The organism is Microbulbifer bruguierae, from assembly GCF_029869925.1.
Classification (GTDB): domain Bacteria; phylum Pseudomonadota; class Gammaproteobacteria; order Pseudomonadales; family Cellvibrionaceae; genus Microbulbifer; species Microbulbifer bruguierae.
Map to the genome: position 1 here is coordinate 3,609,157 of NZ_CP118605.1, position 22,481 is coordinate 3,631,637.

Annotated in this window: 14 protein-coding genes; 9 read left to right on the forward strand and 5 right to left on the reverse strand. The window is 56.2% G+C overall.

The genetic code is table 11. The features are described from left to right. Positions 1–63: 63 nt before the first annotated feature. On the reverse strand, positions 64–1,116 hold the full coding sequence (locus PVT68_RS14990) for an arabinan endo-1,5-alpha-L-arabinosidase (RefSeq protein ID WP_280319371.1): 1,053 nt from the start codon (positions 1,114–1,116) through the stop codon (positions 64–66). 213 nt (positions 1,117–1,329) lie between these two features. On the opposite strand from PVT68_RS14990, the gene PVT68_RS14995 reads away from it, so the two are divergent. The 5 genes from PVT68_RS14995 (at position 1,330) to PVT68_RS15015 (ending at position 9,026) form a co-directional block, all read left to right on the forward strand. Continuing rightward, positions 1,330–2,358 carry a glycoside hydrolase family 43 protein gene (locus PVT68_RS14995; RefSeq protein ID WP_280319373.1) on the forward strand — a complete coding sequence of 343 codons (1,029 nt, stop codon included), beginning with the start codon at positions 1,330–1,332 and terminating at the stop codon, positions 2,356–2,358. A gap of 44 nt (positions 2,359–2,402) precedes the next feature. Beyond that, entirely contained in the window at positions 2,403–3,353 is a 951-nt protein-coding gene (locus PVT68_RS15000; RefSeq protein ID WP_280319375.1) for a glycoside hydrolase family 43 protein, read from the forward strand. Positions 3,354–3,491: 138 nt separating this feature from the next. Beyond that, on the forward strand, positions 3,492–5,444 hold the full coding sequence (locus tag PVT68_RS15005) for a glycoside hydrolase family 97 protein (protein WP_280319376.1): 1,953 nt from the start codon (positions 3,492–3,494) through the stop codon (positions 5,442–5,444). Positions 5,445–5,463: 19 nt separating this feature from the next. After that, the gene (locus PVT68_RS15010) at positions 5,464–7,359 is read left to right on the forward strand and encodes a family 43 glycosylhydrolase (protein ID WP_280319378.1); all 1,896 of its coding nucleotides are present in this window, start codon (positions 5,464–5,466) and stop codon (positions 7,357–7,359) included. Positions 7,360–7,472: 113 nt separating this feature from the next. Next, complete coding sequence (locus PVT68_RS15015; protein ID WP_280319380.1) at positions 7,473–9,026, forward strand: alpha-N-arabinofuranosidase; 1,554 nt, start codon at positions 7,473–7,475, stop codon at positions 9,024–9,026. An 87-nt stretch (positions 9,027–9,113) separates the two neighbouring features. On the opposite strand, the gene PVT68_RS15020 is transcribed toward PVT68_RS15015, so the two are convergent. Then, positions 9,114–11,225 carry a TonB-dependent receptor gene (locus PVT68_RS15020; RefSeq protein WP_280319381.1) on the reverse strand — a complete coding sequence of 704 codons (2,112 nt, stop codon included), beginning with the start codon at positions 11,223–11,225 and terminating at the stop codon, positions 9,114–9,116. 293 nt (positions 11,226–11,518) lie between these two features. After that, the gene (locus PVT68_RS15025) at positions 11,519–14,257 is read right to left on the reverse strand and encodes an autotransporter family protein (RefSeq protein ID WP_280319382.1); all 2,739 of its coding nucleotides are present in this window, start codon (positions 14,255–14,257) and stop codon (positions 11,519–11,521) included. 321 nt (positions 14,258–14,578) lie between these two features. Between PVT68_RS15025 and PVT68_RS15030 the strand changes: the two genes are divergently transcribed. From PVT68_RS15030 to katG, 3 genes are all read left to right on the forward strand, one after another. After that, entirely contained in the window at positions 14,579–15,031 is a 453-nt protein-coding gene (locus PVT68_RS15030) for a C-type lectin domain-containing protein (protein ID WP_280319384.1), read from the forward strand. A 52-nt stretch (positions 15,032–15,083) separates the two neighbouring features. Beyond that, complete coding sequence (locus PVT68_RS15035; RefSeq protein ID WP_280319386.1) at positions 15,084–16,250, forward strand: sialidase family protein; 1,167 nt, start codon at positions 15,084–15,086, stop codon at positions 16,248–16,250. Positions 16,251–16,427: 177 nt separating this feature from the next. Beyond that, a complete protein-coding gene (katG, locus tag PVT68_RS15040; RefSeq protein WP_280319388.1) occupies positions 16,428–18,644 on the forward strand; it encodes a catalase/peroxidase HPI in 2,217 nt (738 codons plus the stop codon). 106 nt (positions 18,645–18,750) lie between these two features. Here katG and PVT68_RS15045 read toward each other — a convergent pair whose 3' ends face one another. Beyond that, positions 18,751–19,545, reverse strand: coding sequence for an SDR family NAD(P)-dependent oxidoreductase (locus tag PVT68_RS15045; protein WP_280319390.1), 795 nt, complete (start codon positions 19,543–19,545; stop codon positions 18,751–18,753). A gap of 158 nt (positions 19,546–19,703) precedes the next feature. Between PVT68_RS15045 and PVT68_RS15050 the strand changes: the two genes are divergently transcribed. Then, positions 19,704–20,075, forward strand: coding sequence for a cupin domain-containing protein (locus tag PVT68_RS15050; protein ID WP_280319392.1), 372 nt, complete (start codon positions 19,704–19,706; stop codon positions 20,073–20,075). Positions 20,076–20,705: 630 nt separating this feature from the next. Here the strand turns inward: PVT68_RS15050 and PVT68_RS15055 are convergent. Then, a complete protein-coding gene (locus PVT68_RS15055) occupies positions 20,706–22,397 on the reverse strand; it encodes an ATP-binding protein (protein ID WP_280319393.1) in 1,692 nt (563 codons plus the stop codon). Between the last annotated feature and the right edge of the window lie 84 nt (positions 22,398–22,481).

Here is a 22,481-nt window from a genome sequence, read left to right on the forward strand (position 1 = left end):
AAACCTCCACCCAGTGCTCGGCCGCCACTCAAGGGGACCAACGCCCGCCTGTGGCTATTGGAGCTATTTAGTTTTGTACCCTTTGTAAGAATCCAGCTGCAAAGGGTCCACCACAGGCCAAAGCCCCTCATCCCACTCAAGATCCATGATCTTCAACTTCTGTAACCCGTTATCCGCAGACTCGTAAGCATGCAGAACGAGGTAATCCTTCCCGTCGAAGGTGTAGGCACTGTTGTGCCCCAGCCCCGGCCAGGCCTTGTTGCCGGAGATCAGCGGGGTACCGCCGCCGTGCGCCATATCCACACCGTCTTTGTCCACATAGGGACCGGTTACGGATTTTGAGCGCCCCACCGCCAAGCGGTAAGTGCTGTCATCGCCCTTGCAGCAGAGACCGCGGGAAATAAACAGGTAGTAATAACCGTTCTTCGCAAAGATAAACGGTGCCTCCAGTTCCTCGGATCCCGCCTTATCCACAGGCTGGTATTGTTGGCGGTTGCCGCGGGCGATGGTATGCCACTCCTGGGGCTCCGCCAGCTTCGTCAGGGATGGGGCCAGCTTTACCAGCTTCAGTCCCTCCCAGAAAGAACCAAAGCTCATCCAGGGCGTACCCTGCTGGTCAAAAATGATCGCCGGATCAATCGCATTCCAGTGATCCCGGTGGGGAATCGACTGCACCACAATGCCCTGGTCATGCCAGCCGTATTCGGGAGCGTGTGGATCCAGGGTTTCGGAAACCGTCACACCGATGGCGGAGGTGTTTTTGCCGAATGCCGAAACCGAGTAGTAGAGATAGAAGCGCCCATCGTGCTCAATAACATCCGGCGCCCAAAGGTGGCCATTGAAGCTCGGAGAAACCGTTTTCGCCCACACTGGCTCAGCGGAGAAGGCGCGATCAGCGTACTGCCACTGGCGCATATCCCGTGAACTGTAGATAGTGATCCCGGGGCCTGTACTGAACAGGTAGTAGGTATCCCCTTCTTTGGCCATGACCGGATCGTGTACATCGATCTGGCGCGGAGGTTGGGCATCGCTGTCGGCGCAGGCGCTGAGAGGGAGAGTGAGGCAGGCGGCGAGCAGGGCCGCAGGGCGCCAGAAGGCGACGGGAAGCGGAAACATAACGGCTTCTCTGTTATAGGTCTTTTTGGTGTTCTCTCATTCTTACAAGCCCGGATGCACTGTTGTCAAAACCTCTGCCAAAACGGTGCCGATCAGGGTTGTTAGGCTATTGGTAGTATAATAATATTGTTTGCAGTGCGGCAACCGCACCCGGGAATGTATACCCTGGGGCTGAGTCGCGAATAAGACAAGATTAAAAACGATAACGAAGCGATGATCTCCCGAACCCTGTACCGAAGGGCACTCGGCTACGCCTGTATCTGGCTGTTGACCTGTGCCCAGGCTGCATTGGCCGCGTCGACCAGTGTCCCGCTGGATTACCCCAAGCCCCTGGTCGCCCAGCGGGCGGACCCGTGGATGCTGCGTTATCAGGACCGCTACTTTTTCGTTGCCACTGCACCGGAATACGACCGCATCGAATTACGTAGTGCCGATATCATTACCGAAATCGCCAACGCCATTCCCAGCGTAATCTGGCGCAAACATCCCAGTGGCCCGATGAGCGCCCATATCTGGGCGCCGGAGCTGCACCGGATCGACGGCGCCTGGTATATCTACTTTGCCGCCGGCGAGGCGGAGAACCCGTGGAAAATTCGTATGTACGCCCTGCGCAATGCCAGCACTGATCCGCGCAATGGCGAGTGGCAGGAGATGGGGCGCATCGCCACCCCGGTTGATACCTTCTCACTGGATGCCACCAGCTTCAGCCACAACGGCAAACGCTACCTGGTGTGGGCCCAGTACGACGAAGAGAATGTGCGCGGCTCATCCCTGCTGATGGCCGAGATGGCATCGCCGGTTGAAATCCGGGAACCGGTGATCACCCTGTCCGACCCTACCTTTGACTGGGAGCGGATAGGCCACAAGGTCAACGAAGGTCCCGCGGTGCTGAAAAAGCACGACCGTATTTTTATCACCTACTCTGCCAGTGCTACCGACGCGAATTACGCGATGGGGTTACTTTGGGCCGACCAGAGCGCAGATCTGATGGATCCTGCAAGCTGGCAAAAGTCACCCGAGCCGGTGTTTTTTACCAACGCGGAAGAAAAACGTTTCGGTCCCGGACACAGCAGCTTTACCCTGGCGGAAGATGGTAAAACCGACCTGCTGGTATACCACGCGCGGGATTACCGCGAGATCAAAGGCAACCCGTTGATGGATACCAATCGCGCGACCCGCGTGCGAGTGTTGCATTGGGACCACAGTGGCATGCCGGATTTCCGCCAGCACAGTCCGGACTAAACACTTGTTTCGAATTGAAAATATAAAAATAGAAGTGAGAGACTATGAAGAACAAAATTTTCGCGGCTATTGCCGCAACCGGGTTTGCCACCACCGCAGTGATCACCCATGCCGCTAACCCGGCCATCACAGACGTTCTCACCGCCGATCCCGCGGCCATGGTACACGATGGTACCGTGTACCTGTACACCGGCCACGACGAAGCCAAAGATAATAAGGGCTTCTACGAAATGCATAAATGGCTGGTATTTTCTTCCACCGATATGGTGAATTGGAAAAATGAAGGCTCACCACTGGCGGTAAAGGATTTCAAATGGGCCCGTGGCGATGCCTGGGCCAGTCACGTGGTGGAAAAAGATGGGAAGTTCTATTTCTACACCACTGTGCGCCACGATGAAACGAAGCCCGGGTTTGCCATCGGCGTTGCCGTTTCTGACAGCCCTACCGGACCATTCAAGGATGCCCTGGGCAAGGCCCTGATCAGCAACGACATGACCACCGATACCAAGATTGACTGGGACGATCTGGATCCGGCGGCATTTATCGATGACAACGGTGAGGCTTATCTGTTCTTTGGCAACACCAAGCCGCGCTGGGCCAAGCTCAAAGACAATATGATTGAACTGGATGGGCCCATCCACAGCCTGGATCTGCCGAACTTTACCGAGGCGCTCTATGCCCACAAGCATGGTGATTACTACTACCTGACTTACGCTATGGGATTCCCGGAAAAAATCGGCTACGCCATGAGCAAATCCATCGAAGGTCCCTGGGAATACAAGGGCATCCTCAATGAGCTGGCGGGTAATTCCAACACCAACCACCAGTCCATCATTGACTACAAGGACCGCTCGTTCTTTATTTATCACAATGGTGGTACGCCGGAGGGGGGCAGTTTCCGTCGCTCCGTATGTATCGATGACCTTTACTACAACGAAGACGGCACTATCAAACGAATCGTGATGACTTCCGAAGGTGTGGACCCGGTCAAATAATCGGCCCGTAATGTAGGAGCCTGCTTGCAGGCGATTAGCGGGTTTCTACGAGCCCGCCGATTCGCCTGCAAGCAGGCTCCTACAACAACAGAAACGACGGTGTTACTGAAAAATAATTTATAACCAGACACTACTGCGATGAAAAAATACCTGATACCGGTATTGATGCTGACTTATCTGTTGGTCATCAGTGCCTGTGAGCACAACACCCGCTACAGTCTGCAGAGTCCCGACGGCAGTCTGAAGGTGATTTTTTCCCTCACTGAAACCGGTGAGGTCCGCTATGCGGTGAGCCGCAATCAGGTAACGGTTCTGAATAATTCCAAACTGGGTATCGTGCTGGATGATCGCGATCTGAGTGAAAAGCTCGAACTGCTTTCCGCCACAAAGCCGACACTGGTGCATAGCGAATACGAATTGCGTCAGGGCAAGCGCCGTCACAATACCTACACCGCCATGGAACAGGTTTTTCACTTGCAGAACCTTGTCGGCCAGAAACTGGATATCGCCTTTCGCGTCTCCAATGACGGCGTTGCGTTCCAGTACCATCTGCCGGGCGAGTCTGTGGATATTAAAACTGTCCGCGCCGAAACCACCAGCTTTGCGTTTACCGATCGTGCCAGGGCCTGGCTGCAGCCGGTGGCTGTGGCCCAGACCGGATGGATGAATACCAATCCGTCCTATGAAGAGCACTACATCATGGATGTGCCGGTTACTGAGGTGAACGTCAGTGAGGCAGGTTGGGTTTTTCCGTCGCTGTTCAAGACCGATGGCGGCTGGGCTCTCATTACCGAGGCAGGTATGGATGGCCGTTATCATGCCTCGCGCCTGCAGGGCGAATCCCGTGCAGGAGAATTCCGTATTGGCTACCCGATGGACGCCGAGCGCTATACGGACGGTGCCTTGATGGGGCAGTCGCAGCTGCCGTTCAAATCGCCCTGGCGAATTATTGCGATTGGCGAGCTGGCTACCATTGCTGAGTCCAGCCTCGGCACCGACCTGGCTGCTCCCGCGATTGCGCCAATGGACTGGGTTAAACCGGGTACCGCGAGCTGGAGCTGGGCGCTGCTTAAGGATGAGTCGGTGAACTACGACACCCAGCTGCAGTTTATCGATTACGCCGCGGCCATGGGGTGGCGTTATGTGCTGGTGGATGTGAACTGGGATCAGAACATCGGCTACGAAAAAATGGCCGAGCTTGCCGGTTACGCGGCGGAGAAAAATGTTGGCCTGTTACTGTGGTACAACTCTTCCGGTCCCTGGAACAAAACCGAATACACCCCGAAAAGCCAGTTGCTGACCCGCGAACAGCGCCGTACGGAATTCGCCCGTCTGCAGCAGATGGGTATAGCCGGCATCAAGGTGGATTTCTTCGCCGGTGATGGTGTGTCCATGGTGGACTATTACCGCCAGATTCTCACCGACGCCGCCGAGTTTGAGCTGCTGGTCAATTTTCACGGCGCTACCCTGCCGCGGGGACTGCACCGCACCTTTCCGAATTTTATGACCGCGGAAGCGGTGCACGGTTTTGAAATGATCACCTTCATGCAGAACTCTGCAGACAGGGCCGCCGCGCATATGGCGATGCTGCCGTTTACCCGCAACGCGTTTGATCCGATGGATTTTACCCCCACGGTATTTTCCGAAATCCCCAATATCGAACGTCGTACCAGTAACGGATTTGAACTGGCGCTGCCGGTATTGTTTTTGTCCGGGATACAGCATGTTGCCGAAACCGATACGGGCATGATGGAGGTGGCGCCGTTCGTGCGGGAGTATCTGCGTGATATTCCCGCGGTATGGGAGGAAAGCCGCCTGCTGGATGGCTTCCCTGGCAAGTTTGCCGTGATTGCCCGTCGCAGTGGCGCCAGCTGGTATGTTTCGGGAATCAATGCGCAAACCGAAGAAAAAACCGTGCAGCTGGACTTGTCGTTTATGGGGCCGCGTCTGGGCAGCCTGATTACCGACGGCGACGATACGCGGACACTGGTTCGCCGGGATATTGAAAGCGGTATTGAAGTAAACCTGGGGATCAAGGGTAACGGTGGATTTACGATGGTTTTCCCCGCAGATCCCCTGGCAAAAAATTAGAGAGAGATGAGGTTACAGGATGAATATCAATAAGAAATCGTGGTTTACCCCCAGAGGCATTTTTGCCGGAGTGGCACTGGCGAGTCTTACGGCCTGCCAGCCTTCTGTCGACAAGGCAGCCGTTGATAAGACCGGGGAAAAAGCTGTATCCAACTCAGTGTCAATGCCGTTCGCTCAGCCGGAAAAAATTCTGGGCCCTGAGGGGACCTTTGCCAACCCGTTATTCGCTAACGGCGCGGACCCCTGGCTGGAATACTGGGATGGCAATTATTACCTCACCACGACTACCTGGACTTCCCAGCTGGTAATGCGCAAATCACCAACCCTGGATGGCCTCGCCACCGCCGCACCCATCAATATCTGGTCCGATACCGATCCCGCGCGCTGCTGTAATTTCTGGGCGTTTGAATTCCACCGCCTGAACGGCCCGAACGGCGGGCGCTGGTATCTGATGTACACCTCCGGCCAACACGGAACCCTGGACCACCAGCACCTGTCGGTGCTGGAAAGTGTCGGCGACGACCCCATGGGGCCGTACGTTTACAAAGGCTCGCCGATGCCGGATAGCTGGAATATTGACGGTACCTACCTTGAACACAACGGCCAGTTGTATCTGCTGTGGTCCGAGTGGGTGGGTGACGAGCAGCTGAACTGGATTTCCAAAATGACCAACCCCTGGTCCATTGAAGGACCGCGTGTGGTCATCACCCGCCCGGAGGCCGAGTGGGAGCAGAGTGGTCGCAAGGTGAACGAAGGTGCAGAGATCCTGAAGAAGGATGGCCGCACTTTCATGATCTATTCCGCCAGTTTTTGCGACACGCCGGATTACAAGCTGGCGATGAAAGAACTGACCGGTGACGATCCGATGAACCCCGAGCACTGGACCAAATATCCGGAACCGGTATTCCAACGCGGCAACGGTGTGTTTGGTCCGGGTCACAACGGCTTCTTCACCTCGCCGGACGGCAGCGAGGACTGGCTCGTGTATCACGGTAATTCCAAAGAAACCGATGGCTGCAGCGCAACCCGCTCGGTGCGCGCGCAGAAATTTACCTGGAATGACGACGGCACACCAAACTTCGGTGAGCCGGTTCCGGAAGGTGAATTCCAGAAATTGCCCTCCGGTGAAAACGGCCCGATCACCACCAAGGTGCAGGGTGCGCGCTGGAAACTGGCGAATGCGGTGAACGATCAATGCCTGAGTGGAGCGGGCACGGGGGCATGTGCATCCAGCGACAGCGAATGGGTACTGGATAATACCGGCGACGGGGCCTACCGCCTTGCCAATGCCGCCAGTGGCAACTTCCTCAATCAGAGCGGTGAACTGGCCCCCTGGACCAATACCCAAGCGCAGCGCTGGACCCTGAAGCAGAATGAAAACGGTTGGGTTCAGCTGCTCAATCGCGATACCGGCCAGCCTCTGACCGCACAGGATTGCAACGGTGAAGGCTGTGAACAGTGGTCCCTGCAAACCGCAGAAACCGTGGCCATTACCAGCGTACAAAGTGGTCGTGTACTGCAGACCGCTGCCTGCGCTACGGGTGCGGATATCAGCCAGGCAGCCTGGAGTGGTGCTTCCTGCCAGCGCTGGAGTATCACCCCCGCGGATGAAGGGTTCGTCAAAATCCAGACTGGCGACCAGTGCATGACCATCGCCGACAATGCGGTAGTTCCCGGTGCGCCGGCGGTTCTGGGTAGCTGTGAAGGCACCAGTAGCCAGTGGCTGCTGCAACCGCTGGCGGATGGCAGCCTGCAGATCAAGAATCGCGAAAGCAGACACAACCTGGATCTGGCCCACTGCGGTCTGGCCGAGGGCAATACCTTTGCCCAGGCGCCTGCCGCAGATAACGACTGCCAGAAATTCCAGCTGCGCGAGGTGCCGATGCAAGGGCGAGGCTCCGCTCTTGGTCAGTAATTTGTTAGTGAGTGTGTGATCGATTTTTATCGGGCTTGGGTGGCTGCAGCAATGTAGACCACCCTTTTTTTATTTTTCGAACGTCATAGGTATAACAATAACGGAGAGAAAACATGAAGTTGAAACGCTACCTTGCCACCCTGGCAATCGGTTTGTCGACAACCACCGTGATTGCACAAGACATCCCCCGTATTACCATCGACAGCACCCAACCGGGTGCCACCATTCACCGCGATATCTATGGACAGTTTGCCGAACATTTGGGGCGCGGGATATACGAGGGGGTCTGGGTAGGTAAAGACTCGGAAATCGAAAATATCAACGGCTTCCGTACCGATGTGATCGAGGCGCTGCGGGATATCAATGTGCCGCTGGTGCGTTGGCCGGGCGGCTGTTTCGCCGATGAATATCGCTGGCGCGATGGTATCGGCCCGCGTGACCAGCGTCCGGTACGGGTGAATACGCACTGGGGCGGTGTGGAAGAAGACAATGCCTTCGGCACCCACGAATTTTTCGAGCTGGTGGAACTGATCGGTGCGGAAGCCTATGTGAATGGCAACCTGGGTACCGGTAATCCGCGCGAGATGGCCGAGTGGCTGGAATACATGACCGGTACCAGTAACTCCGAGGTGGTGGAAGAACGTCGTAAAAACGGCCGCGATGAGCCGTGGAAAATTGCCTATTTCGGTGTGGGTAACGAGGCCTGGGGCTGCGGCGGACATATGCGACCGGCTTACTATGCGGACCTGTACAACCATTTCGCCACTTTCCTGAAAACACCCCGTGGCAGTGAGCCGAAATATGTTGCGAGCGGCGGTCACACTACCGATACCTCCTGGACCGATACCCTGAGCAAGAATGTTCAGCGTCAGATGGACGGAATCAGTTTCCATTACTACACCTTGCCCACGGGTGATTGGGACGATAAAGGTGAGTCTACGGGCTTTGCGGAAAGTGAGTGGTTCGCCACCCTGCGGCAGACCCTCCGCATAGACGAATTCATCCGTCTGAACAAAAAGGTGCTGGATAAGAATGATCCGGAGAAAAAGCTTGGTTTTTACGTGGATGAGTGGGGCACCTGGTATAACCCGGAAGAGGGGCGTGACCCCGGCTTCCTCTATCAGCAGAACACGCTGCGGGATGCAGTGGTTGCCGCGTCGAATTTCAACGTGTTCCACGAGCATGCGGACCGGGTACACATGACCAATATCGCGCAGATGGTGAATGTACTGCAGGCGATGATCCTGACTGACAAGGAAAAAATGGTGCTGACCCCGACCTACCATGTGTACGATCTTTACCAGGTATTTCAGGATGCGACGGCACTCCCATTCGAAATCGAGAATCCGAGCAGCTATCGCATGGGCGACCAGTCGCTGCCGGGGATCAGTGCATCCGCTGCTCGCGGCAAGGATGGCCAGGTGTATCTTTCACTGGTGAATCTGGACCCCAACCGGCCGCAAACGGTTGCCGTGGACGTCAAAGGGCTGGAAGTGACTGCTGCCAGTGGCCGCTTGATTACTGCCAGCACCATGGATGCGCACAATACCTTCAGTGCGCCGGAGCAGATCGTCCCAGGGAAATATAACGCGGAGGTGCAAGGTAGCGGTGCATTGCAGCTGGAGATGCCGGCGAAATCGGTACTGGTTGTGGCATTGAAAGACTGAGCAGATTAATTTGCTCCACGCAAAACTAAAAGGCCCCGGGAGTTACACTCCGGGGCCTTTTTAGTGATGCGGCCGAAGGGCAGGTGTTCAGAAGGCCTTGTTCCAGCTCAGGGTCAAGCTGCGGCCGCGTCCGGCAAAGTAGGTGCTGTCATTCACGTAGGTGAGGGTCTGTGAGTAGTAGGTGATGTACGACTCGTTCAGCAGGTTTTCCACACCCAGGGTAAATACTCCCAGTTCCCGACTGCGATAGGTTGCCACCGCGTCCACCAGCTGGTAACCGTCGAAGTTATGCTGTGGCAGGCCACCGTCAAAATCGCGATCCAGCAGAGAGGAATACTGCAGTCTTCCCTGTACCTGTTCCGTCAGGGCGCCGGCGATATACAGGTTTACCCGATCCGGAGCGATGTTGCGTCCGTCCAGGTCCTTGTCCAGGCGGCCGTCGCTGTCACTGTCGAAGCGGCCTTCTAGCTGGCTGTAGGCAACACCTGCCCGCAGGCCGGAGGCAAACTGGTAGCTGGCGGTCAGCTCCAGGCCCTCGATCTCGGTCTTCTGGCGAGTGATTTGACCCACGCCGTTTACCACAAGAATACGTGAGCCGAAGTCAGAGTCAGACCAGAAATAGCTGCCGGCAATTTCCAGACCACCATTTTTGTAATTGGCGCCGATTTCGGTGTTGTCCGCAATTACCGGCTGCAGGTCGACGAGGTCCGCCACCGTCTGATCCGGGCTGTTTACGCCGCGCAGAATCAGTCCCGCATCGGGCATGGTGAAGCCTTCGGCGAAGGAAGCAAACAGGGTCAGGTTTCCGCTGATGTCATACACGACACCGGCGTTGCCCAGTACCTCGCTGAAATCCGGTGCATCGCCTTCTACAAAGGTGTTATTGGCGCCGGCCACGGTGGTAAAGCTGGGAACTTTCAGGGTGACGTTTTCAGCGCGACCGCCGGCGGACAGGCGCAGGCGGTCTGACATCAGGCTCTGTTCCAGCTGTACAAAAGGCGCCCAGCCCTGGTACACCATGTTGGGTACCCACAAACGGTCGGTTTGGGCCAGTTCCTGATAGGTATTGTCGCGCAGATAGTCGATACCGGTGACCAGTTGCAGACCGTCCCAGAAGGTGTTGTCGCGAATAAATGTCAGCTTGGCACCGGCCTTTTCCGAGGCCAGGGCAGACTGGTCGAATAGGGCACCGACCGGGGCGATGTCAGGATCCTGGAACGCGGCAAAAGTACCGCCGCCGTAGAGGGCGTAAAAATCGTAGTAGTAGGTTTGCGCGCTCAGTTCACCGCCGAGCAGGTCCCGGTTGGTATAGCTCAGGGTAAGGTTAAGGGCTTCGTTTTCTGTGGGATCGCCTTCGCCGCGACCTTTTTCGGAGGTAGAGGGTATCCCCTGTGCCATATCACCGGCGACAACCCGGTAGTCGCCATCCCCCGCAAGGTTGAAGTAATTGGCGGAGACTTCGAGGCGCTGTGCACTGTCCAGGTCGTAGCCGAATTTGCTGAAAAGGTTCCAGCTCTGGCTATCCATAAAGTCACCCTGAACGGGGTCGACGGCGATCATTTCGCCGTCGGCATCGTAATAAATATCCTGTGCGTCGTAGGCGATTCCCGTGACGAAATCACTCTGGCCGAATTTTTTACCTACCAGGCCTGACAACTTGTAGTGGTTGCCACTGTCACGCAGGGAGTCCGTGGAAAGCGACGTATTCACTTTGCGCAGCCATTCGCCGGTTTCCGGCGCGCCCGTGGTGACGTAGTTGATGACGCCACCAGTGGCGCCCACGCCCTGAATGGCATTGGCCCCGTAAATGACTTCCACCCGCTCGATGAAATCTGGATCGATAGTAAAGGCACTGCGCTCACCGTTGCGCAGAGGTGTGGATTGCGGCACACCGTCGGCCATATACAGGGGCGCGCGCCCGCGCAGGGTTACGCCGTTGCTGGTCATTTTCTGGTGGGCGGGGGTGAGGCTGGGGACGGTAAAGCTGAGGCCGTCCAGCAGACTGCTACTCATGGCCAGCTGTTGGTCCAGCGCCTCGCGGTCCAGAACTTTGACGGTATTGGGAATGGCACTGATCGGTTTGTTACTGCGACTCGCGGTGACGGTAACGGTTTCGATAGTTTCCGCGGCCAGGCTCGAACCGGACGCGCACAGGCCACAGATTGCGGCAGCCAGCATGTTTTTATAGACGGAAGTCATTCCTTGTCTCCTGGTAGAACGAGTCGAGTGTTTCCCAAATTCGTTCGCTATGGGAATTAATTTTGGATGCGAATAATATAGATTCTCAGTATCGATCTCAACTCAATGTCTCTGACAGGTGCGGGGCGAGAGCGACAGCGAGGGCTGGATTGTTAGAGGTTGGTTCGGGAAACAGAGGGTACTGCGATGGTCTGCCGGAGGGGGAGCGGCCGCGCGGGGTGATGGTAGTGGTGTGGAAGAGGGATTCTCGGTAGGGGGCGCGGCGTTCGTGAGAGAGCGGACGCCGCTGGCGTTCACCAGTTTTTATGTACCCCGATCCTGATTTCAAACCCATCGACTTCCGAGGTGTCGATATTGTTGATGTAATCGATGATGCCGAACACGCCCAGGTTATTGTCGAAGTCCGCGGTTAACCCGATACCAGTTTCAAGTACCGCCTGGCCGCGTTTGGTGTAAATGGGGGTGGTATTGAACAGGACTTCATCGGTGCCGTGGTCTTCGTACCAGATATTGGCCTTGAAATAGGGGCGCCAGAGCTGGGTACCACGGGGGAAGTCCCCCACAAAGCGCCCGCCAACTCTCGCTGTCAGCGCGCTGACGTTATCAAAGCGAATACGGGAAAAAAGATCCCTGGTGGAGTCGATGTTCTGGTACTGCCAGATCAGCTGCCCCTGGGGCTCGAGGCTCCAGGTGTCATCCAGTGGGATGGGGCCGCCCACTTCCATGGATGCGAGCACCTCGGTGCCATCGATGTCAGCCCCGATCCCGCGATAGGAGCGGCTTTCTCCATCGAAAGCCGAGAGTAACAGCACACTGTCAAAATAAGCGCCACCGGGCCAGTGATGGGTCCAATAGCCGCCCAGGCTGTACTGGTCCAGCTCCACCTTGCCGGTGGCCTGGTTTTCTTCGCCGAGGGCAAAACCGCGCACATCACCGGTGGCGCCGCTGCGCCCGAGCATCAGGCCAAAAATATCCCGCTGGCCCTGAGGGCCGCCCTGATCATATACCGGCAGCCCGACCTGGATACCCCACGAAGTACCGTCGAAATCGGGAGACACAGTGCCGCCCTGAAGCTGTTGCAGGTTATTGCCGAATGCCCTGACCCACACTGTGGTCAGATACTCGGTCTCGCTGCGGCGGGACCAGGCCTGTTCGCCTTCGCGTTCGTGAAAGGTACCCAGTGTCTCGCGTCCAAGCGCACGGCTGATACCGGGGATGGCGACATGCACCGATACTTCGGGCCGATAGATCGGCACTATGTTGCCGCCAGAACCGCTGCCGCCACCACTACTGGACGAGCTTGAAGAACTACTGGAGCTACTGCCGCCAGAACTGGACGAACTACTGCTGGATGAACTGCTGCTGGACGTGCTGCCTCCCGAAGAGCTGGAGGAACTGGATGAGCTGCTTGAGCTGCTGCCTCCCGAACTGGAGCTTGAACTGGAACTTGAGCTCGAGCTCGAGCTCGAGCTCGAGCTGGAACTTGAACTGGTATCGTGCGAGCGCAGATACCAATTGTTTTCCGTGCCCGGCGAGACGCCTCCGCGAAACAACAGATATTCGTAGGGGCCGGCCGCCACAATATTGCCGAGGGTGAACGCACTGGAAGTACTGACACCGTCGATGACTTCGTCCACCAATATGCCGTCTGCAGTGGTCAGCGCCCCGGGGCCGCCGACGTTATTCACAAAAATGGTCGTCAGGCCGTCTTCATTACCCTGGGTAACCAGCTTGTCAGAAGGTGCGCCGTCACTGGCGAGAAAGGTATCCAGCAGAAGTTTGCCATTATCGCCGGTGTAGTTGCCGACGATCGTGAGAGAGTCGGTATTGGAGGCGCCATCCTGCATATTGATGGTGCCGGCATTGGTGACGCTGAGTCCGGTGGTGCCGACGGCGGGTTGAATAAAGTACTGGCCGTTGGTGGCATTTACCGTACTGCTGCTGTCGATAAACAGGCTGCCCGCCAGAGTGCCGGTATCCCCCAGTACCAGGTTGCCTCCCATATTCAGTACCGAGCCGTTGGTAAGTCGAAAACTTTCCCAATTGATGATGCGGTCGGGGCGGCTGCCGGTTACCCCATCCCACAGCAACTCATCGATACCCAGGCCGCCGTTGATTTCGATGGTGCGCAGCTCGGTGTCCGTCAGACCGACAAACTCGGCCAGATCGTCATCCTCCTGCATATCGATACCGCCCACCAGTCCCCCCGTCCACAGCAGGTAGTCATCGCCACTGCCGGCGCGCAGGAACCCGGAGATATTTCCGTCCAGAATCGTCGCCGTATCATTGCCGCTCTGCTGTTGAATGGAGTTGTTGACGGTGCCGCCCTCCATCAGGAAATCGTCGTCACCAGCACCCTGGAATACCTCGGCATTGATGGTGGCGCCGGCGCGGTTGATGACCTGATCGGTGCCGCTGTCCAGCACAAAAGTTCCCTGTATGGTACCGAAGTTGTCCACCGTGGTATCAGTGGCGCCGGTTACGGAAATCTGCTGATTAATAAAAGCATTGGCCTGGTTGAGAATGCTCATGGTGCCGTTGCCGGAAACGGTTACACCGACATTGAGCGAGCTCTCATTGATTACCTGATTATTGCCATCTCCGGTAAACGAGAAGGTGTTGTTGATATTGCCACCCTGTAGGTTGGTAACCGTGTGGTCGCCATCTCCGATAAGGAACAGACCGTTGTTGATATTGCCCGCGTTGGTGAAGTCAACGGTCAAATTGTCCTGCAGTGTGGCGCTCTGCAAGTTGCCCTGGTTGTCCACGCTGACGGTGCCGGAATCGGAAATGGTAAAGGGCACGTTGAAACTCGCCCCCTGAATATTCACCGTCAGACTGCCGAGACCGCTCACGTCAAATGCGGAATCAATGGCGCCGGTGCAGGTGACCGTGTCGCCGTTGCCGGGCGGGGACGGTTGGCAATCCGCGGTGGCAAGCCGCGATTGCAGGCTCAAAAGAACCAGCGACAGGGTAATCAAATACCGCGCTAGCTTCGTGGCGTGGTGAGGTTTGTCGTCAATGCAATCCATTGCCTGATCCCGACTGATTTGTTGATGATCAAAATTGCTGGTGGATCACCGCCTTGTTTAGCTGGAGCGAAAGGCGATCATCCGCGCAAGTTTAGTTGTACTTGTCGCGGTAACTCTGGGATATGACGTCGAGTAATACCGAGGCTACGAGGTTGGCAGGGATTTTTCTGAGCACACCGGGTTTAGGCCTTTGCGCAAATGGCGGTAGAATGATCCGTCTCGGTAATGGTCACGGTGGTGTATGGCCTGCATCATCGCCGATTCCAGCAGCGCGCTTATCGCCCCCCTAAATGTGGAAAAATCAGCGAGTCGAAAACAACAATGAAAAAACTTACTGCCGTCCTGCTTGGACTGGTCCTGGCCGGCTGCTCATCCAGCAGCATTCAATACCAGAACAGTACTTATCAATACGTTGCCAAGAGAACTTCCTGGCATGAGGCCAAGGCTGAAGCTGAAAAATTGGGCGGCCGCCTGGCGATATTCGAAACCGTCGAAGAGCTGATGTATCTGGAGTCGCAGATCCCGCGACGGAGAATTGCCTGGGTTGGACTGACGGATGAAAAGGTCGAGGGCGACTGGACCTGGCTAAACGGCACCCGTCTGTCGGCGAATATGCGCGACAGGCTCGAGCGGGGCAGAGGCCATGAGTTCAGGGATTATGGGTATATCCTGCTTCAGGGTGGTCTCGGCTCCAGAGCGGATAACGGCGAACTCCCCCGCGGAGCGCATGGAAGGCCGCAGGTGGACGGGTTTGTGGTCGAGTTTGAGCAGTAAGCGGAAGCATAAATAAAAAGGTTAAAAGGTAAAAAGGTTAAGCGGAAAAGTGATGATGATGTTTCAATCCCTGGCGAAAACCCTCGCGCTGTTTTTTGTGTGTTGCCCACTGCTGGTTTCCGCACAGCCGTTTAGCCTCGGGCCAGACCTTTTTGACGGTACAAAGCCGGATACCCTCGGACTCTCTTCTCCGCAGGACGTGGAACATGTCACCGTCTTCCGCGGGCAGCCTGGAGTCAGCCAGTACAACCACGGCGCGGTGGCGTACGCCCACGGTGACACCCTGTATGTGCAGTGGCAAAGCTCGGCCAGAGACGAGGATGCCGCGGATACCTCGGTACTCTATGCCACCAGTCGCGACGGCGTTACCTGGAGTGCCGCCAAACTGCTCGCGCCAGCGCGGGCAGGCGCGGTGGTAACCAGCGGCGGCTGGTGGTCAGCGGGTGGCAAGCTCTATGCATTTATCAATGTGTGGCCGCAGGATTTGGAACCCCGTGGTGGATATGTGGAAATACTCGAAAGCCTGAACGGCACGCGCTGGAAAAATATCGGGCGCCCGACGTTTGCTGACGGCAGCCCACTCGACGGAGTGATCGAGCAGGATTTTCATCAATACTCCGGCAGGCGTATTGTCACCGCGCTGCACCGCCAGCCGGGTCTGCGCGCAACGCCGGTTTACACCGATGATCCCTCCGCACTTTCTGGCTGGAAAGTGGGCGAATTCGCCAACCTCTCGGTAACCAAAGGAGTAAGCCGCGAACTGGAACCGAGCAATTTTCAGCGTAAAGACGGGGCGCTGGTGATGGTGTTCCGGGATCAGCAGAGCAGTTTCCGTGTACTTGCCTCCATAAGCAAAGACAATGCTGCCACCTGGTCACCGGTGGAAGTGACCCAGATGCCGGACTCGCGGGCGAAACAGAGCGCGGGCAATCTCCCCGATGGCTCGGTGTTCCTGGTCAACAATCCCAGCGGATCGAAAATCCGCGAGCCTCTGGTTATCAGTATCAGCGAAAACGGCGAGGTGTTTGACCGCGCTTATCTGCTGCGCGCCGGAGGCGAGCAGCTCGAAGGCCCGCGCTACGAGGGGCTGTATAAAAGAAAGGGCTTCAGTTATCCCAAATCCTATGTATGGAAAGAGCATCTGTATGTGGCTTACGGGGAAAATAAGGAAGATATCATCGTCACCCGCGTCCCCCTTGCCAGCCTGACCCTGGATTGATGGATTTTTATCCGATGAATTGCGGGTGACTATAAGGCTGATATTGTCCGGCTATAAATAACTTCTATCAGATTGCGGATATCAATAAGGCCGATAATAACGTCTAATTTCAAGGTGATTGCTTGACCCTATAGGCTTCTCTCGTCCGATTGATGAGACCATAAGGAACACAATCCCATGCTCAAGAAAGCCCTCCCTCTGGCGGTAGCGTTGGCAACTGCCATCTCCGTCAACGTCAATGCCGCTCCGGCTAATGAAGCCATGTCCAATCAGGACTGGTGGCCAAACCGAATCGACCTGCAGCCGCTGCGCATGAACGCGGACAAGTCCAACCCGATGGGTGCTGACTTCGACTACGCCGAAGCCTTCAGCAAGCTGGACCTGGACGCGGTCAAGAAAGACCTCGCACAAGTCCTCACCACCGATCAGGACTGGTGGCCCGCTGACTACGGTCACTATGGTCCTTTCTTCATTCGTATGGCCTGGCACAGTGCCGGTACCTACCGTGTTTACGACGGTCGTGGTGGCGCCGGTGGTGGCCAGCAGCGTTTCGAGCCGCAGAACAGCTGGCCGGACAACGTCAGCCTGGATAAAGCCCGCCGCCTGCTGTGGCCGGTAAAACAGAAATACGGCAATGCGATTTCCTGGGCAGACCTGATGGTGCTGGCGGGTAACGTATCCCTGGAGTCCATGGGCTTCAAAACCTTCGGCTTTGCCGGTGGCCGTGAAGACGACTGGGAAGCCGACATCGTTTACTGGGGTTCCGAGCGCGAGTGGGTCGCTAACGACAAGCGATTCAACGGCAATGTGCTGGAAAAACCGCTGGCGGCGGACCACATGGGTCTGATCTACGTAAACCCGGAAGGCCCCAACGGCAACCCGGATCCGCTGGCTGCCGGCCACCGTATTCGTGACACCTTCGGCCGCATGGCCATGAGTGACGAAGAAACCGTTGCGCTGATCGCCGGTGGTCACACCTTCGGTAAAGCTCACGGCGCGCACAAACCGGAAGAATGTGTCGGCGCAGCGCCCGGCGGTGCCCCGATCGAACAGCAGGGCTTCGGCTGGGAAAACAAGTGTGGCAAAGGCCACTCTGAAGACACCATCACTTCCGGCCTGGAAGGCGCCTGGTCTGCCAACCCGATTGCCTGGAGCTCCCAGTTCCTGGACAACCTGTTCGGTTTCGAGTGGGTGAAAACCAAGAGCCCGGCCGGCGCTACCCAGTGGGAGCCGAAGAATGCCGAGCAGGTGAAGTTCGTTCCGGATGCACACGTTGAAGGCAAGCGTCACGCGCCGATGATGTTCACCACTGACCTGTCCATGCGCTTCGATCCGAAGTACAAGGAAATCGCCGAGCGCTTCCACAAGAACCCGGAAGAATTCCAGCTGGCCTTCTCCAAGGCGTGGTTCAAGCTGACTCACCGCGACCTGGGCCCGCGCGCGCGCTACCTGGGTGAGGAAGTGCCGGCGGAAGTACTGAGCTGGCAGGATCCGATCCCTGAAGTGGATTTCAAACTGATCAGCGATCGCGACGTAAAAAACCTGAAAGCACAGGTACTGGGTAGTGGTCTGACTGTACCTGAGCTGGTGCGTACTGCGTGGGCTTCTGCGTCCTCTTACCGCGGTACCGACATGCGCGGTGGTGCCAACGGTGCTCGTATCCGTCTTGCTCCGCAGAAAGACTGGGCGGTAAACAACCCGCAGGAACTGGACAAGGTGCTGGGCCAGCTGGAGAAAATCCAGAAGGAATTCAACAGCAAGGCCTGGGGTAACAAGAAGGTGTCCATGGCGGACATGATCGTTCTCGGCGGTGCCGCAGCGATTGAGCAAGCCGCCAAAAACGCCGGTTACGAGGTTACCGTGCCGTTCAAGCCGGGTCGCAACGACGCCACCCAGGAAATGACCGACGTTCAGTCTTTCGGTTACCTGGAGCGCAAAGCCGACGGTTTCCGCAACTACTACAGCGAAGAAGCGCACATGATGCCGGTGGATATGCTGATCGACAGCGCTAATTTGCTGGACCTGAGCGTGCCGGAAATGACCGTGCTGGTAGGCGGCATGCGTACCCTGGGGGCGAACCACGACGGCTCCAAGCACGGTGTATTCACCGACAAGCCGGGTACCCTGAGCAACGACTTCTTCGTCAACCTGTTGGATATGGACACCAAGTGGTCCAAGTCCTTCAAGGAAGATGGCCTGTACGAAGGTAAGGATCGCGCGACGGGTGAAGTGAAGTGGACCGCTACGCCGGTAGACCTGATCTTCGGTTCCAACTCCGAACTGCGCGCGCTGTCCGAGCTTTACGCTACCAATGACAACGACGAGAAGTTCGTCAACGACTTCGTCGCTGCGTGGACCAAGGTGATGACTCTGGATCGTTTCGATCTGAAGTAATCCATCATCTTCACAGGATGGAACCTCGCCGCTACCGGGTAGCGGCAACCAAAAACGGCAGCGTTGGCAAACGCTGCCGTTTTTTTTCGAGCGTAATAAACAACCTCTAAACGATTGATTTGATCAGTCCACCCTCCGCGCGAATCGCAGCGCCATTGATCACCGAACTCAGGGGTGAGGCCAGGAAGGTGACAACGCTTGCGATCTCTTCCGGCTGAATAAAGCGCTGGATCAGCGAGTTGGGTTCCGTTTCGGCAAAAAATGCTGCGACGAACTCGTCTTCCGATTTTCCCTGCACCTTGGCACTGTCTTTCAACCAGGTGTCGACGCCTTCGGTGCGGGTGGGGCCGGGCAATACGGAGTTGACCGTAATATTGTTGCCACAACCCTTTGTCAGGTTGGCCATCCCCCGACCGATGACGACCTGAGCGCCTTTTGTCATCGAATAGTGCACCATACTTTCCAGCCCGCGCAGCCCGGCCTCACTGGCGATGTGGATAATGCGGCCAAAATCCCGCTGCAGCATATCGTCGAAAAAATACCGCGATAGCCGCACGGTACTCATGATGTTTACATCAAAAAATTTCTGCCAATCCTCGTCACGGATTTCGGCGAATGGTTTTGGCTCGAAGATGCCCATGTTGTTGATCAGGATATCCAGCGGACCAATCTTGTCGATTTCTTCGCAAATACGTTGGGTGTCCTGCGGGTCGGCGAGGTCACCTTCGATCCCCAGCACATCGCCCGCGCTCGACAGTGACTTGACCACCGCTTCGGTACCGCTGCGTCCATTGATAATGACGCGAGCGCCTTCTTTCGCCAGTGCGACGGCGATGGCCTTGCCGATACCTTTGGTGGAACCGCTGATAAAGGCGGTCTTTCCATGCAGTTGAAGATCCACAATAGGGGGCTCCCTGTGTCGTCTGAATAGTTTGGAATGGGATGTTCGGTTCAGTATAGAAGCCGGTTGAGGAGCAGGCCGACGCGTTGCACTTTGTGGGCAAAACGGATTGAATGCCACAGGCCGCTTGATCAGTAAAGGTAGACAGGGACGTACCGATGAAAGCACAGGTAATTTTTGCCGAGCAGCAGCGCGAGTTTTACACCGAAGAAAAGTGTTATATCACCGAGCTCTCGAATACGACCGATGATACCGAGGTTTCCATCGCGCGAGCCCGGGTTGCTCCGGGAGTGACCACATGTTGGCACCGCCTGCGGGATACAACCGAGCGCTATGTGATTCTGCAGGGGCAGGGTTTGGTCGAGATTGGCGAACTGTCGCCGCGGGCGGTGGGCGAGGGCGATGTGGTTCTGATTCCGCCGGGGTGCCGGCAGCGGATTACAAATACCGCAGATCAGGATCTTGTGTTCCTGGCCATCTGTTCGCCCAGGTTCCTGCCGCACAACTATGAAGATCTGGAGCCCCGGTGAATAACTTATCGGCAATTGTCCGGTTTCTCTTTTACTTGTTCTTCATACTTCCTATTGCGACGACTGCCGCATCTACCAACAGTGCGCAATCTGCGTCTGAGATATCCTCGTTCGTTATGGGGAAGACTGAATATCAGATAGAAAAAATGCGGGCAATGTTTATCGCGTTACTGCGGGCAATTACCGTTCGGTATTTATGGTGGCGGACAAAGTGACCTTCGTAGGTGACCCCATTAATCCGTCAGCCGCTCGCTGGCTGACGTATAGCAATTACTGGTGCGACACACCTATTTTGCGACCAATACCGGCAACAGCGTGTTCAGTGTGCCTTACCGCTACTCATTGGGAAGCGCTGGTAATTTTCCTTCGGTGCTATCGAGTTAGACAGGGCCGCAGTAAGTTGTAGGCAGGTTTAATTCGCAGACAGGTTTAAGTTTTAGAAAGATGTAATTTGCGGGTAACAGTTTATTTGTGTAACCCCAGGGTAATCCGATCTCTCACAGGATGGGTTCCTGTTGTAAACCGCAGTAATAAAAAAGCGGCGTGGTAATACGCCGCTTTTTTTCTGCGCTTCAGTTGCCACGAGTAAGTGGAATAGCATTTTCCGGATACGTGAAAACTTCCGCGCAGTCAGGCTTCCGCGCGGACCAGGTGTTTGCTGATGGCCGCAATGAGTTGTGGAAATACAATGGGTTTTGCCAGGTAGTCGTCCATGCCAGCGGCCAGCGCGTCGCGTCGCTGTTCACTGAAGGCGGCGGCGGACAAACCGATAATCGGGGTATCGCAGAGGTCCGGGATCTGGCGTATTTTTTCGGTAGCCTCGATACCGCTGAGGCCGGGCAGCTGTACGTCCATAAAAATGATGTCGGGGCGGATCAGCAGTGCCTTCTCTATACCCTTCCAGCCATCGGCCACAAAGGTGGCGTTTATTTTCAGGTCGCTACAGAAGGCCTGCATCAATGCCTGGTTAACCGCATTGTCCTCAAAAATCAGAACTCTGATCCCGTTTAGCAGCTCCAGAGATGCGTCAATGTCAGCGGGCATCGGATATTCATCCTGCCCTTCATGCAATGGCAGCTCCACGCGGAAACAGGTGCCCCCATTATCACCGCTCTCCAGAGTTATTTTGCCCCCCAGAAGCTCCACCAGGCTGCGGGTGATGGGCAGCCCAAGCCCGGTGCCCCTGGCTTGTCCTTCCCGGGATTTATCCACCTGCTCGAAAGGCTCAAAGATCACAGCCTGTTGATGCCGGGGGATGCCGATACCGCGGTCGATGACTTCAACAGAAATGTTTTCTCCTTCCTGTTTTTGCAGCCGCAGATCAATCGCGCTATTGGTTGGCGAAAATTTGATGGCATTACCAATCAGGTTGATCAGGATCTGCGAGAGCTTGCCGCGGTCACTGCGAATGAACTCGGGCAATTGGGTATCGATATGGCAGTTGAAATTCAGCCCCTTGCAGGCCGCCTGAGGCTCACAGGAAATCAGAATGTTCTTGATCAGTCCCTGCAGCCGGAAATTCTCTTCGACGACTTCGATCTTGCCCGCTTCGATACGGGAAATATCCAGCACGTCATTCACCAGCTGCGCGAGTCCCTGGCCGCTGATGGCGATTTTCTCCAGAAAATCCTGAAAGTCCTGTGGTAATACGGCCCCTTTGCTGCGGCTTAGCAGTAGCTGGCTGAAGCCGACAACAGCGTTGAGCGGTGTGCGGATTTCATGACTCATATTGGTCAGGAACTGGGTTTTCGAGCGGCTGTAGAATTCCGCTTTTTCCTTGGCCTGAACCAGTTCCCGCTCCAGTGTCTTGCGTTCACTGATATCGAGAATCACGCCGATAAGCCCGCCAAGGCGACCGTCCAGGGTTTCGTAGGAGGCTTTATTGAAAATGACATCGTGCAGGGTACCGTCGGCGTAAAGAACCGACGATTCATAAACCTGGTGGCCGCGCTGGCGCATCAGTTCGATATCTTTTTCGTGATAGATACGCGCCTGGGGCCCCGGTGAAACGCCGTAAACCGAGCGGCCAATAATTTCTTCGCGAGGCTTGCCAAGGAAGGCTTCGAAGGCGCGATTGCAGCCGCTGTAGATCCCTTCGGCATTCTTGTAAAAAATCGGTGCCGGAATGGCATCAATCAGGATCTGCAGGAATTGCAGCTGATCGGATAGTGCCTGTTGGGTGGCCTCGCGTTCGTCCAGCTCGCGCTGGTATTGTTCGGTGAGCTTTTCCTGGCGTACCAGCAGGCTGGCCAGACGATTGGTGAGGCACTGATGTCGGCGAAACAGCAGGTAGCAGGAAACACCTACCAGTGTTGTCGCCAAAACCATCCTTGCCGCCGAGCCGAGTAGCGGCGCTTGCTGGGCTAGGTGTGTGGCTATCGTCCACTCACCTAATCCCATTAGCAC

Bases quoted from the DNA above. Each gene is read 5' to 3' on its own strand.
- PVT68_RS14990 (WP_280319371.1), bottom strand. From the start codon at position 1,116: ATGTTTCCGCTTCCCGTCGCCTTCTGGCGCCCTGCGGCCCTGCTCGCC.
- PVT68_RS14995 (WP_280319373.1), top strand. From the start codon at position 1,330: ATGATCTCCCGAACCCTGTACCGAAGGGCACTCGGCTACGCCTGTATC.
- PVT68_RS15000 (WP_280319375.1), top strand. From the start codon at position 2,403: ATGAAGAACAAAATTTTCGCGGCTATTGCCGCAACCGGGTTTGCCACC.
- PVT68_RS15005 (WP_280319376.1), top strand. From the start codon at position 3,492: ATGAAAAAATACCTGATACCGGTATTGATGCTGACTTATCTGTTGGTC.
- PVT68_RS15010 (WP_280319378.1), top strand. From the start codon at position 5,464: ATGAATATCAATAAGAAATCGTGGTTTACCCCCAGAGGCATTTTTGCC.
- PVT68_RS15015 (WP_280319380.1), top strand. From the start codon at position 7,473: ATGAAGTTGAAACGCTACCTTGCCACCCTGGCAATCGGTTTGTCGACA.
- PVT68_RS15020 (WP_280319381.1), bottom strand. From the start codon at position 11,225: ATGACTTCCGTCTATAAAAACATGCTGGCTGCCGCAATCTGTGGCCTG.
- PVT68_RS15025 (WP_280319382.1), bottom strand. From the start codon at position 14,257: ATGGATTGCATTGACGACAAACCTCACCACGCCACGAAGCTAGCGCGG.
- PVT68_RS15030 (WP_280319384.1), top strand. From the start codon at position 14,579: ATGAAAAAACTTACTGCCGTCCTGCTTGGACTGGTCCTGGCCGGCTGC.
- PVT68_RS15035 (WP_280319386.1), top strand. From the start codon at position 15,084: ATGATGATGTTTCAATCCCTGGCGAAAACCCTCGCGCTGTTTTTTGTG.
- katG (WP_280319388.1), top strand. From the start codon at position 16,428: ATGCTCAAGAAAGCCCTCCCTCTGGCGGTAGCGTTGGCAACTGCCATC.
- PVT68_RS15050 (WP_280319392.1), top strand. From the start codon at position 19,704: ATGAAAGCACAGGTAATTTTTGCCGAGCAGCAGCGCGAGTTTTACACC.